General features: G+C 63.0%; 13 protein-coding genes. All 13 read right to left on the bottom strand.

The features are described from left to right. Nucleotides 1-12: 12 nt before the first annotated feature. The 13 genes from JWS14_RS03835 to JWS14_RS03775 all read right to left on the bottom strand — a co-directional run bounded on the left by JWS14_RS03835 (nt 13) and on the right by JWS14_RS03775 (nt 12,520). The gene (locus tag JWS14_RS03835; RefSeq protein ID WP_206012545.1) at nt 13-648 is read right to left on the bottom strand and encodes a VOC family protein; all 636 of its coding nucleotides are present in this window, start codon (nt 646-648) and stop codon (nt 13-15) included. Between the two features lie 75 nt (nt 649-723). Beyond that, nucleotides 724-1,482 (bottom strand): SDR family oxidoreductase, encoded by a 759-nt coding sequence (locus JWS14_RS03830; protein ID WP_206012544.1) that lies wholly within the window; start codon nt 1,480-1,482, stop codon nt 724-726. A gap of 796 nt (nt 1,483-2,278) precedes the next feature. Then, entirely contained in the window at nt 2,279-2,761 is a 483-nt protein-coding gene (locus tag JWS14_RS03825; protein WP_206012543.1) for a VOC family protein, read from the bottom strand. A 65-nt stretch (nt 2,762-2,826) separates the two neighbouring features. Next, nucleotides 2,827-3,873: a branched-chain amino acid ABC transporter permease gene (locus JWS14_RS03820; RefSeq protein ID WP_206012542.1), complete on the bottom strand. Its 1,047-nt coding sequence runs from the start codon at nt 3,871-3,873 to the stop codon at nt 2,827-2,829. Nucleotides 3,874-3,998: 125 nt separating this feature from the next. Further along, entirely contained in the window at nt 3,999-4,889 is an 891-nt protein-coding gene (locus JWS14_RS03815; RefSeq protein WP_206012541.1) for a branched-chain amino acid ABC transporter permease, read from the bottom strand. Beyond that, the gene (locus JWS14_RS03810; RefSeq protein ID WP_206012540.1) at nt 4,886-5,644 is read right to left on the bottom strand and encodes an ABC transporter ATP-binding protein; all 759 of its coding nucleotides are present in this window, start codon (nt 5,642-5,644) and stop codon (nt 4,886-4,888) included. The genes JWS14_RS03815 and JWS14_RS03810 overlap by 4 nt, the downstream gene beginning before the upstream one ends. Then, nucleotides 5,644-6,453: an ABC transporter ATP-binding protein gene (locus JWS14_RS03805; protein WP_095863811.1), complete on the bottom strand. Its 810-nt coding sequence runs from the start codon at nt 6,451-6,453 to the stop codon at nt 5,644-5,646. The genes JWS14_RS03810 and JWS14_RS03805 overlap by 1 nt, the downstream gene beginning before the upstream one ends. Continuing rightward, nucleotides 6,450-7,490 carry a substrate-binding domain-containing protein gene (locus JWS14_RS03800; RefSeq protein WP_206012539.1) on the bottom strand — a complete coding sequence of 347 codons (1,041 nt, stop codon included), beginning with the start codon at nt 7,488-7,490 and terminating at the stop codon, nt 6,450-6,452. The genes JWS14_RS03805 and JWS14_RS03800 overlap by 4 nt, the downstream gene beginning before the upstream one ends. A 392-nt stretch (nt 7,491-7,882) precedes the next feature. Then, nucleotides 7,883-9,028, bottom strand: coding sequence for an Rv3169 family protein (locus JWS14_RS03795; RefSeq protein ID WP_476748559.1), 1,146 nt, complete (start codon nt 9,026-9,028; stop codon nt 7,883-7,885). Between the two features lie 21 nt (nt 9,029-9,049). Beyond that, complete coding sequence (locus JWS14_RS03790; RefSeq protein WP_095863813.1) at nt 9,050-9,430, bottom strand: hypothetical protein; 381 nt, start codon at nt 9,428-9,430, stop codon at nt 9,050-9,052. Continuing rightward, complete coding sequence (locus tag JWS14_RS03785) at nt 9,427-10,434, bottom strand: phosphotransferase family protein (RefSeq protein ID WP_206012538.1); 1,008 nt, start codon at nt 10,432-10,434, stop codon at nt 9,427-9,429. Before JWS14_RS03785 ends, JWS14_RS03790 begins: the two co-directional genes overlap by 4 nt. Beyond that, on the bottom strand, nt 10,431-11,648 hold the full coding sequence (locus JWS14_RS03780; RefSeq protein ID WP_241031263.1) for an acetyl-CoA hydrolase/transferase family protein: 1,218 nt from the start codon (nt 11,646-11,648) through the stop codon (nt 10,431-10,433). Before JWS14_RS03780 ends, JWS14_RS03785 begins: the two co-directional genes overlap by 4 nt. Then, complete coding sequence (locus JWS14_RS03775) at nt 11,645-12,520, bottom strand: cyclase family protein (protein ID WP_206012537.1); 876 nt, start codon at nt 12,518-12,520, stop codon at nt 11,645-11,647. The genes JWS14_RS03780 and JWS14_RS03775 overlap by 4 nt, the downstream gene beginning before the upstream one ends. Nucleotides 12,521-13,012: the final 492 nt, after the last annotated feature.

Genomic DNA, 13,012 nt, shown 5'->3' with positions numbered 1-13,012 from the left:
GGTCGCCGCTCCTCACGTGGGTAGCTCCGCCCCGGACTGCTCGGCGGCCATGTACTCGGCGTACCAGTCGGGCCAGTTCGGGTCCTCCTCGCCGGTGCGCTCTTCGTGCCGGCCGTGGGCGGCCGCCGCCCGGCGGAGCGCGGTCGCCAGGTCGCGTGCGGAGCCGAACGACGTGGTGGCCGTGTCGATCCGCCCGGGAAGCCTGGTGGTGACCTCCTGCAGCAGCCAGGAATTGCCGTCGGGGTCGCTGAACGACGCCAGGGAGGAGTAGCTGCGGCGGTCGGGGTCCGGCCCGTCTGCAGGCCCGTCCGCGCCGCGGTGGAACACGCTGACCGCGACGCCGGCAGCGACCAGCTGGTCACGGGCGACCTCGATGTCGGAGACGATGAGATATCCCTTGGCCGAACCGGGTGCGGCCGTGGTGAGGTCTGCGCCGAAGTGAATCGAGGCGTCGGAGCCGGGCGGGGTGAACTGGACGACGCCGGAGTCGGGCGGTGTGACGTCCTGTCTCCAGCCGAGTCTGGTGTAGAACTCGGTGGCGCGGTCGACGTCCGAGATGGGGAGGACGATGACCTCCAGCTTCATGTCGACGGTCGGGACATTCGTGGTGCTGGTTGCCTCATCGGTGTGAACTTCGTTGGTGCTCATGGGTTTCCTCTCGCGATGTGTCGGGGATCGATCGAACAGGTCGTGCGAATCGCTGCGTCTGTCGTCGTGCGGTGGTCAGAAGACGAATTGCTGGCCGCCGTCGATGTCGTACGTCGCGCCGGTGAGTGCCGTGTTGCTCATGATGTGGACGGCGAGGGCTGCGACGTCGGCAGGGCCGACGACCCGGCCGATCGGAAGCTTCGTCCGCAACTCGTTCCGCCGTTCGTCGAGCCGATCACCGAGCAGCGATGCCGACAGTGGGGTGTCGACGAAGCCGGCGGCGATGAGGTTGACGCGAACCGGCGCGAGCTCGAGAGCGAGGGCCGCCGTGAACGGGGGCAGTGCGGCCGTGGCGGCGGAGGCGATCCCCAGGCCGTGACCGATGCGCCGGCCGCCGGTGCCGCCCATGAACAGCAGCGTGCCCCCGGGCCGCATCTTGTTCGCCGCATTGCGCGCGACCTCGAGCCCCAGCACTATGTGCTCGGTGAGCTGCCGGCGCACCTCGTCCGCGTCCATCTCGAGCAGGGGAGCGTAACGCGGGCCGCCGGCCGTCACCAGCACATGGTCGATGGTTGTCGGCAGGTCCTCGAAGAACCTCCGCAATGCTGGCGGGTCGGTGGCGTCGAACGCTGCGGTGCGCTGTGTGCCGACGTCTGCCGCTGCGGCCTCGAGCCGGTCGGGGTTGCGCCCGGTGAGGATGACGTCGGCACCCTCCATCCGGGCGCGTCGCGCTGTCTCGAGCCCGATGCCTGCGCTGCCGCCGATGAGGACGACGGTCTGTGCGGCCAGCTCCGGTTCGCGCTGCATCGAGGCTGGTCTGGTTTCGCTGGTCACGATTTCTCCGATCGGTAGCGTCGGCCACCGATCACCGGGATTCGCACGCGTGGCGCTCTCACGCCGATCGACCACGTCGGCGCGGTCGGGGAGAGCACGTCGCAGTCCGGCACCGCGCGACCTCGAGTCGCGGGTCGGTGTCCGCCTACGGAAATGTTTCTACAGTCGTCGCGACGGGGCAAGGGGCGGCACCAATCGCCGTCAATTGATTTCGGCGAACACCAGGGTGGGATCAACCATCGGGACGTGGGTCTGGTTTCCCATCCGCCGCTACCGGATGGTCGTGAAGGTCGTCAGTCTTCCAGCGGCGCGCCGGTGGTCTTGGGGCCGAACACGGCGACGATCACCTCCGCTGCGACCCAGCGCGCTGCGACGGGTACGAACATCGCACGCGCCCGACTTGGATCGCCATCAGGTTGTCGTCCCATCGCGGCAATCGAGCGCGAGGATCACGTGTCCAATTGGCACCGGACCGCGTCGCCACTCTCAGCGGTCCGACGGAAGATTCTCCGTGTGACCCCGCATATGGGCCGAGGCCACGTGAGGCGAGTTGCGGTCCTCATCACCGTGGCTACCTGACGCCGCCGGCAACGGAAAGCAGTCGAGGGCGATCCGAAGTGAACCAGGAGGAGTCCGGGCCAATGCGGACGAAGAAGCCAATGCGGACGAAGAACTCGTGGTCCACGACCCCGGTCTCGGGACCCGAGAGCCCGTGCGGACCTGGTCGAGCATCGGCCAATTCGGCGGCGCTCGACCAGCCAGCGTGTTTACGTCACGATCGGGGAAGCCATTGGCCTCAGACGACGAAACCTCCCGGCCCCATTATCCCGGTTTGAATCCATTTCTCGAGATCTTCCCTTGCGGATTCATCGACGAACTCGAAGCGAACCCCGCCGGTAGTCTTTGGGTTCGTGTACCACGCAAACGTGGTTCCATCGGGGTTCAAAACCTCGCCATCCGATTCCACTCCTGAATCGAGATACCGCTTCTTGTTTTCATCGATTTTCGGGTCCCACATGCCGATGTGATGCAGGCCCTCCCCGTGACCAGCGGAATAAACTCCGTCACCCTTGGCTTCGAGCAGTTCCATATAAGGGGGTCCTTGTTGAGAATATGTAACTCGCAGGTCGAACTCGTGTTCGTCGGGATCGGCCAGTCTATTGAGATGCACTTCGGTCGGCTCATGGAAGGTAAGCCCAAAAAGATTCCCGTACAGCGTGATTGCGTTGTCGATGTCTCTGACGAGAATTCCGTAGTGATAGACGTTCGGTGATTCCATGTGCGTTCCTTTCGGGACTGCGAGCAAATTGGACGACGGGAAGATGGCGCTGAACCTGCCTTCTCCTAATGCTTCTTCCTGATCTCATCCGCTCCAATCCGTTCATCCGGAGACAGAATTCGCGCATTTTCATTCATGTTCCGCGGTCGCATTGTCCGGAGCCAGGAGTTGGTACGGTCGACAAGACCGACTATGCCATCCGGAAAAAACAGCACAATCAGGATGAACAGAAACCCGAGGACGACGAGCGGTTCGGACACTGTGCGACTTGCCCATTCGGGTAGGCCGTCGAGCACGCCGGACGTAGAAAGCTCGGGCAGCCTCAAAGTGAGGATTCCGTATACGAGGCCACCGATCGCTGCACCCCAGATCCGGCCGCGGCCGCCCAAAACCACCATGACGATCAATGCAAGACTGAAATGCACTGATGCGCTAGACGGATTGGCGCCCCGCGCAACCAAGAGATACACCGCCCCGCCCGCCGCCGCGATCACGCCGCCGAAAGCATATGCAACCAGCTTGTAGCTGTACGAGAACAACCCGAGACTTTCGACCCGATCCTCGTTCTCGCGGATCGCTTGCCAAACCTGGCCACAACGAGACCGCGTCGCCATCCAGGCCAGAAGGTAGGCGACCACGGCGAATGCGAGCGATAGCCAGTAGAGCCAGCGGACGTCGCGGGCGCTGGCGAGCAGATCGGGGATCTGCTCGAAGGCAACAGGCAGGCCCTCCTCGCCGCCGAAAATCCCCGCAGGATCAACCAGGAGCAAAATGTAGAAGGCCTCGCCGAACGCCAGCGTGACCATCGTGAAGGCGACCGCCTTCACGCGAAGGGCGATCGCTCCCAGCGCGGTATTGACCAGCCCGGACAGCGCGATGGCAAGCGCTGCAGCGGAAAAATACCCCAGGCCTGCGTGCATCAGCAGGTTGGTTGCGTAGATTCCCAGAGCGAAAACCAGGGCATGACCAGCGCTCAGCAGGCCGGTGTATCCGAATACGACATCGAAAGATATCGCGACACCAGCGAATACAAGGCCGATCGACAAGATGAGCAGAGAACCGGAACTCGACAACTGTCCGGGGAGAAGGATCGGAATCGGAACATCCAACATCGGTAGAGCAGCCAAAACGAGAATGACCGTGAGGCCCACTCGCGCCCCGACGGAAATCCGCCTCGGGTGCAGCTTTCCCGGACTCCGGTCGACGGGCAACCGTGTCTGGGTACTGGATAACGGAATCATGCTGACGCAACCCTTCCGAGCAAGCCCTGTGGGCGCAGTAGGAGCACAGCCGCAAGCAGACCGACGACCGCGATGTCGCCCAGCCCAGTGCTCACGTAGAAGTTCACGATTTGCTGAGTGAAGGCGACGAGAGCGGCAGCGATGGCGGTGCCGCCGATTGATCCGAGTCCGCCGATAATCACCACGATGAAAGCGAAGATCAACAGATTCGGACCGAGGGCAGGGGTAATTCCCGTGAAGTAGACCGCGCCCAGCGCGCCACCCAGGCAGGCCAACGCAGCGCCCAGTACGAACACGAAGGTGAAGCTCCGCGCGACATCGATGCCCAGCGCCTGAACCATCCGCCTGTTCTCCACACCTGCGCGGATGATCAACCCATACTTGCTCTTCTTCATGAAGAACAGCAAGCTCACCAGCACCAAGGCTGATATGCCGAAGATAAGGATTCTACTGTTGGGAATGCGTCCACCGAGGATCACCGTGACGTCGGTGAACCAGGCCGGCTGTGCGATCGATTGCGGCGAATACGAGAAAATACCGCCGATGAGCCCCTCCATGACGAATGCGAGCCCCAACGTGATGAGGATCTGTGTGAGGTGATCACCGTAGTTGCGCGCTATCAGCGTCCGCTCTACGAAATATCCTAGAACGCATCCGAATATGACCGCCACAACTATGGCGACAGCGAAACGTGCAGCGAGGGAATCTATCAAGTCGAACCGGTCCATGACGACCCAGGCCGCATATCCGCCCACCCCAAAGATCGCGGCATGCGCAACATTCAGGACGTCCATCAAGCCGAATATCAGGGAAAGCCCTGAAGAGAGGAGGAAATACAGGCCCGCGAGTCCGAGGCTCGTAGCAGTGAGGACGATAAGAGTTGTCATTGTGCAGACCCCTTTTCGGTCCCGATCGTGTTGCTGCCACGGGAAGACGGCGCGACACCGAGGTAGCGCTGCGTGAGGTCCGCATCTGCGGCCAAATCCTCCATCGAACCGGTAAAAACAACTGCGCCGTGGTCCAGCACGATCGCATCGGTAGCCAGGCGCTGCGCGACTCGGATGTTCTGGTCGACGAGCAGGATTGTGGTGGCACTGGCGGCCTTCGCCAGAGCCTCGACTACCTGGCCGACCACGATGGGCGCCAATCCCTTGCTCGGCTCGTCGATGAGGAGCAAGCGGTTCGGGTTCAGGATGGCACGCGCGATTGCCACCATCTGCTGCTGGCCGCCGGACAGCGCTCCCGCCCGCTGAGCGCTCCGACGCAGCAAGTCTGGGAACAATTCGTGCACGAGATCCAGACGTTGGGTCGCCTCCGGTGTCCGCGCAGCCAATCGAAGATTCTCGGCGACAGTCAACGTGCTGAAGACCTCGCGGTCCTCGGGCACGTATCCGATACCTCGGCGGACCAGGTGGTGGGTGGGCACGCCCAAGATCTCGTCACCGTAGAGCCTGATGCTGCCGCTGCCCTCGAGCAAACCGAGAATTGTCATCAACGTTGTCGTCTTCCCAGCACCGTTGCGACCGAGTAGTGCGGTGACACGACGTGGACGTACCTCGAACGACACACCTTCCAGAACATGTGCTTCCCCGCGGTGCACCTGAAGGTCTCGCACGGACAGGGCAGCGTCGCCGTCGGACATCAGAACTCCGGCCCGAGGTAGGCGGCTTGGACCCGCGGATCGGACATAACTGCGTTCGGCTCGTCGCACAGGAGAAGACCGCCGTCTTGCATGACGGCAATACGATCCGACGCGTCCAGAACGAGATCCATTCGATGCTCGACCATCACCACCGTACGGCCCGTGTCGTGCACCGCCCGTACGACGTCGATCAGCGCGTGGACATCCTCGGCGGAGACACCGGCCGTCGGTTCATCCAAGAGCAACACGCGCGGGCGCGCGCACAACGCGAGGGCTATCTCGAGCTTGCGCTTGTCTCCGTACGGTAGGTCGGACACGATGTTTCCGCCCATGTCGTGCAGGCCGACCTCTTCGAGGTGCTCTCGTGCACGCTCCGTGGCTCGATCGTGGGCCGATGGCCTGCCCCACAGGTTCATGCTCCCGCCCAGCGCAGCCTGGGCCGCCAACCGTGCGTTCTCGAGGACCGTCAGTCCAGCAAACAGGCTCGACGTCTGGAACGTCCGTCCCAAGCCGCGCCGGACACGGTGTGCGGCTCCCATTCTGGTGATGTCCTGACCATCGAAGTGGACTGAACCCGATGAGGGGCGATACACCCCTGACAGGAGATTCATCAACGTGCTCTTGCCGGCCCCGTTGGGCCCGATAACGGTGAGAAACTCGCCACGCCGGACACGGAGTCCGACATCGCTGACGATGGCGAATCCGCCGACACTCCAGGAGAGATCGACTGTCTCGAGCGCATACTCGATCGCGGGTCCCAGTACCTGTGAGGACGGCAGCGTCCGGTCAAGTGCTGCGGTATCTTTCATGGTTTCGCTGCCTCACTGCCGACGTTTCCGACTGTGTGGGCGACCAATTCGCCATCGTTGTCACTGAGCGAGACGAGGTACATGTCCTGAAGTAGGGCGTGGTCACCTGAGCGGATTGTCATAGGTCCTTTCGGCGCCTCGAATGACCACCCGTCGAGTGCCTCGATCATGCCTTCGACGTCGTCGGGGCCCGCAGTGGATAGTGCATGCACGATCTGCTGAGCAGCCACGAATCCGTCGTGGGTGGACAGGTCGGCATCGGGCACTCGCTCGGTCAGGCAATCGTTCATTTCGCCGCCTGGTGCGCCTGGGTAATAGTGCGTCACGAAGTTGATCTTCTCGGCGGCGTCACCATAGATTGACCAGTGCGGCTTCTCGACCAGCACGCTCGCGACCGTGGTCGTGTCCAAGATTCCTTGTTGCGACATCGCTTGCCACATGGACGGAGCCCCATCGCCGTAATAGACAACAATCAGTAGATCGGGCTTCAACTCGCTGATTCGCCGCGCGTAGGGCGTGAACTCATTCGTGTCCAAAGGCACAAGCACTTTCTCTACTTCAGATCCGCTCGATTCGAGGATGCCGGTGATCGTAGAGGCGTACTTCTGTCCGAATGCGTAGTCCTGGGCAAGTACTACCGTCTTGTTATTGTTCTTCTCGAGGACGCTGCTCAGGGCGGCCGCTTCCTGATACGCCTGTCGCGAGGCACGGAAAGTGTTGGCGTTCAGACCGGTGACATCATCGATCCCCGCGGCACCGGAGATGTACAGGAGATTCTGTTGCTCGGCGAAGTGGCCGAGTTGCATCGCGGCGGCGGACGACGTGGTGCCGGTGAGGATGTTGATCCCGTCACCAACCATCCTGGTGGCCGCAGCGAGCGTCTGCTCGGGATCGCCGCCGTCATCGGCGTAGACGAATTCGATTGGCTTGCCGTCGACTTCGCTGGTGCCTTCGGTGCTGCAGTACAGGCCGGCCTCCAGTCCGTCCTTGATCATGTTTCCGTAGGTACCGAACGATCCGGTGAGCGACGTTGTCACGCCCACTCGTATCGCATCTCCCGATGTGCCGGAACCCGTCGAGCTGCAAGCGACCAACCCGACCGATGCCAGCAATGCTGCGGACAGTACACATGCGCCTCGCCGTGTACTCCGTAAAATCACCACAATTTGCCCCTTCAGGAAGATTCTCGTTGCACGAAATGCCTGCATCTGAGGAATGCGACTGGCCGAAATCGCTCCATGCTGCGTCAGAAGTGGTCAATCTCGTGGTCTTCGACCGAATTCTTATTGGTTCGCCACGGTCACAGGAGATTCAGAATTCATGGACTCGAAATGCGTTCCGATTATCAGAATGTCGCGAGCGATGGCTGAAGTCAAGGGTTTCAGAGAGTTTCGGCTGTACGGTCCATACCGTCCTGGCCTGGTGCTTCTCAGACGAGGAGGTTCCAGCCCTTCCTGCCCGACATGCACACTTCATAGGCCACGGGGTCGATGGTCTGGTATATCCCGAGAACGGTCTGGCCGTCGTCACGTGTGACGCGGCAGAGATGCTCGTCGAGGCCGCGGATACCGATCCGGGTCTCCGGTCGACTCAGATCATACGATTCTCCCTCGGTCAGGTCGGGGCCGGCATAACCGCCTTGGTGGATGTCACGATCCGGTGTGCCGCCGTACATTCCGCATCGCAGATAGGCCGTCTGCTGGCCCACCCGCTCGTAGTGGAGTTGGACTTGCTTGCCGTTGTCGAACTCGTAGTCGACGATGGCTTCGACGAAGAGGTCCGTGTCCGGCTCGAACCGGAGTCGGCGGGTGGGTTTGAGGACTCGCGTCGAACCCGATGTCGAGTCGCCGAACGGGTAGAAGAGTCGGTCACCCCACAGCGCCCAGTCCGGAAATGCCACGAAGGCGTTGCCGTTGGTCCCTACGTGCAGGCGGCCTCCCAGGGACAACTCCGGTCCCCCGACACCGCGTCCGGTGCCCCAGTGGCGATCCCTCGTTCCTGCGGCATTCGGACCCAAAGTGGTTCGTTCGCCCTCGATCTCGACCCATCCGGTCACCGAGCCGAAGCATTCGAATCCGCTGGTGACATCGTTGCGGCGACCGGTCGGAAAGCCGTGCGCAGAGTCCGACAGCGGTTCGCGAAAAACCTGCCGGGTGGTGTCGTGGAACGTCAAATCGTAGCTGACTCCCCACTCGTTCGGCTCGAGGACGTAACGCCATTCCCGCAGACCGCGAACAATCGTGGGCACGATCGGTCCCACGCGCAGGTCGGTGCGATCCGCGCCGATCGAGCGGAAACTCCGGACGGTGGTATGTCGGCCTTTCGAGTTGACGATCGCGTAGGCCTCGGCCCGATCGAGGTTCGGATAGAGGCTGCCGCCCGTGGCGATCAGCAACTCGCCGGTGTCGTCGTGGATCACCACCCAGTGGCGTTCGTACGCCCGGGGATCCCCTGTCCACATGACCCGTACGGGATCCGGGGTTTGGTGGACGAAATAGTCATCTATCGGCGATAGCGGGAACTGTTCGGCCAAGTGCTCGTCGCCGGAGATCGATTTTGGTGGTAGTGCGTTCACGTTTGCTCGTCTTTCTGCCTGTCAGGCGGGATCGGTGGCAACCCGCCACTGCAGGTACTGTCCGATTTCGGCCCGACGCTGTCGAAACTCGGGGTCTGTGGGAATGGTGGAGATGAGCTGAGTTAACGATCCTCGTAGCTCCTCGTTTCGCGCGACGACAGCTGTGATGTCGGTCGGGGCAGGCGCCTGCGCCTCGACGCCGGCGTTCAGGAGTTCGGTGAGCCGAGCGTTGTCGTCCAGGAGGAAGGGCAATGCCGTGTCCCATGATGTGGCAACCCGCTTGATCAGTCGGCGTGCGTTGCTCAGTAATTCGGACGTCTCGACCGGAAGCGAATGAGATCCGTCAGCGAGATCGAGAAGCCGATCGACTCCGGACAATTGCTCGTGAATGGTCGGTCTCATCGGATATCCTCCTTGACTACGAAATCGAGCAATGTCGCCAGTACCCGGCGGGTGGGGCGAAATGGCTCGTCACTACGGCCATCGAGAAACGATCGCAGACCGCTGACCTGCATCACCGCGGTCTTGAACGTCGAAAAGGCCTGCCACCACCGAAGGTTGCCGCGGTCGACCTCGAATCCTGTGGCTCGCTCGTAATGCTCGATCAGATCGTCGGCATCCCACGCCCCGTCGATCAGGTGCTCCATCCTCCGCAGCGGCTGCGTCACCCACCCGAGGTCCTCGAGCGGATCGCCGAGATGAGCCAACTCCCAGTCGAGCAGTGCGGTAATCCGATCACCGTCCAACAGAATGTTGCCGGGTTTGAAATCGGCGTGGACCAGAACGGTGCGAGCCGGTTCGGGTGCTGACGCTCGTAGTCCCGCAATCGCAAAATCCAACTCGGGCAACGGCTCCAGCTGGTTGTGACGCAGAACCTTCTCCCAGGCGTCGAGTTCGGCGGGCGCACCGAGCCGGCCGGAACCATCGAGTACCGCTGACAACCCGAGTGCCTGCCAATCGGTGCTGTGGACTTGCGCCATGAGTTCGCAGAAGCTTTCGGCAAGGGCCCGCCGCTGAGTGATCGAGCGTTGCGGGTCCGAAAGCACGCGGTAGTCGCAGTCACCTGGGCACCGCTGCATGATCAGCGAGGGCCGGCCGAGCCATCGCCCGTCGGCGTCCAGCCAGCGGGCACCCGGGGTTGGCAGATCGCTGCTCTCCAGCATGCCGAGCAACGCGAACTCCACGTTGCGGTCTGTGTCGACCAGGCCTCCGTCCGGGTCGCTGCGCAGGATCAGCGGCTCGCAATGCTCGGTGCCATTGTGGTCGGTCACCAGGTCGAACACCCAATTGTCCCGGGACCTGCCGACACCGATGCGGTTCAGGCCTACTACGCGAGCACCGGCCCCATCCAGTTGGTCGGACAGGAATCTGGTGAGTCGGTCGTCAATTTCGGATGGTGGTGTCATCGTTGGTGTCCGTTCTGTTCGTGAAGGCTCGATCGGTGCTGAGGCGCCGCGATCGCGATCATGGCGTCGGCGCGTTCGCGCAGAGTCCGCCCTCTGAGATCGACGACGCCGAACTCGGTGGCCACGAAGTCGATGCTCGTTCGCGGCGTCGTGACGGTCGGGGGCTGCAGCTGCCGAACGATCCGGGAGGTTCGTCCGCTGTGTGCCGTCGCAGCGAGCGCGACGATCGATGCCCCGCCGGGCGAGCGCTGAGCGGCCCGCAGGAATTCTGCTTGCCCACCGGTGGCTCCCAAATATCTGCTGTCGATCTCTTCGGCGTTGACTTGACCGGTGAGGTCTACCTGCAGTGCCGAGTTCACTGCGAACAGTCGGGGGATCGACGCTGCGGCTGCCGGACCGATTACCTCGGCGACCGGCCGTACCCACGTTGTCGACGTGGCGATGTGCTCGTACAGTTCCTCGGAGCCCGCGGCTTCGCTGATGATGACCGAACCGGGCTCTTCGCAGAGTGATCCAGCGCGATGCAGATCCAGCAGCCAATCGCCGGCGAGGGTCGATCGAACACGTAATCCGCGGCGTACGGTCAGCGCCTTCCCGATGGCTGAGGGGACCGCGCCGATGCCGAGTTGGATGGTCCCGCCGTCAGGGATCAGCGGCAGGATATGCCTGGCGATTCCGTGGTGATCTTCATCCACTGCTGGTGTGGGCACAATCGGAAGAGGCCGGGACGTGTGGATGACGGCAGCGAACGTGGAGGCCGGAAGTGTTGGCGCGGACGTGGTTGGCATCGCGGCATTGACCTCGGCCACCACGGTTCGTGCTTGCGAGATCAGTTCGTAGGTGTAGTCCATCGCCATTCCCAAGCCGTGGCATCCCTGCGAATCAGCGGGGGACACTTGCATCAGGAGCACGAGGTTGCTCCGGGCACGCAAAGGCAACAGGCGTGGCAGGTCGTCGAAATTGCAGGGGATTACCTCGGCGTGGCCGGTGGCCGCGAGCTTGCCGAGTGGCCCCATTGCACCGAAGGACACGAGCGGACGCTGCGGCGCGGATCCTTTGAGCGCATCGCTGTGGCTGAGTCCGACGAAGATCTCGACCTCGGGTGGGCAGGCCGCGAGGAGCTGATCGAGCAGTGGCGTCGGCTCCCCGACGCCTTGCGCCACCACAACCAGGTCTCCGGGCCGCACGAGATCGGCAGGCCAGTTGCTGTTCACAGGATCGCCACGGGCGTCACCGGAGTTCCGGTCGAGCCGACGAGGGGGATCGGGGCGAACAGCAGGAAGAACGTCGAACGATCGAGGACGGACAGCGCCTCCGCGAGTTCCGCGAGATCCAGGTTCTCGATCAGCGGCACGCCGAACTGGTGGAGGAGCACCAGATGCGCCGGAAAGCCGGGTTCAGCCGATTGCTGTTCGACCGCATAATTGTCCGCACCCACCAGCGCCACGTCACGGCTCGCGAGCCAGCGGGCGGCCTCTTCGTTGATGCCGGGTTCGTCCGCGAAGTAGGAGTCGCTCGATCCCTTCGATTCCCACCACCCGGTCCGGACCAATACGGCGTCGCCCGGCTCAACCGACACGCCGGCTTCGGAAATGCCGCGCTCGAGTTCTTCAGGTCCGACCGCGGTCTGCGGGGCGAGCGGCCCACCGGATGCGCGTACCAAGTCGACGAGAATGCCACGGGTGGCGACCGGTGCGAGCTTCTCGGCGCCGCACCGCTGTGCGCCTTGCGTACTTCTGGTGAGGGCAGACGAATGCCCATTGTAGAGTTCGTCCCCCGACCACGCATGAGACAGCGCGTCGACGTGAGTACCGCTGTGGGTCGCGAATTGCACTGTGTCCTCGGCGAATTTGAATCCTCCCGGCGTGCGTGCACCGAGCGCGTAATCACCGGCGTCGCGGTTCATGAACCGCGACGGCTGTTGCCGGTGGCCGGGCGCAGGTGTCTTCGGGCCGAGGGGTTGGGCCAGCGACAGCGTCTGGCCGGTGGCGACCAAGCCCGCGGCCCTGCGCGTCACGCCGGTTGTGACGAGATTGAGTGCACCGGCTTCGTCGTCGGCGCCCCATCGTCCCCAGTTGTTGCTCATGCGCAACTCCGATCCTGTGTCAGTTGTGCCGGCGCCAGTGCCGGCGCCTGTTCGCCTAGACCTCGACGCACCACTTTTCCGGTCGCGACGTCGTCAATCAGCGCCTCCGCTCGAGGCGATTCGGTAGCGCATGCTGCGAGTAGCGCAGGCAGGCTCGCCGCTGCGGGTGGGTCAGCCATGGTTCTTCGAGTCGTGATGGCACATAGCGATCTATCTCCTCAGGGGTTCCGCTCAGCGCTCAACGAGCTCGCGACGGTGAACCGGCAACCCTCAAGCTCTCGGTTTTTCGAAACTGATTTCGCGTATTCGAATATTAGCGATCCGCGCGCGGCGACGTCAAGGGTCTGGGCGGTGGGCGCCTTCGGACCGCTCGGGGTCGCGTGCGCCCCGCGTTCGTGAATTGCCCCCGCCCGGGCGACTTCGGCACAGCGGCGCGACAAGCGAAGCGGGAGAAGTCAATTGCATGTGAGCGCGACCTGGAAGGTCGGACCC

This window comes from Rhodococcus koreensis (assembly GCF_017068375.1).
In the GTDB taxonomy this organism is placed as follows: Bacteria; Actinomycetota; Actinomycetes; order Mycobacteriales; family Mycobacteriaceae; genus Rhodococcus_F; species Rhodococcus_F koreensis.
This window is presented reverse-complemented; position numbering and strand designations above follow the sequence as displayed.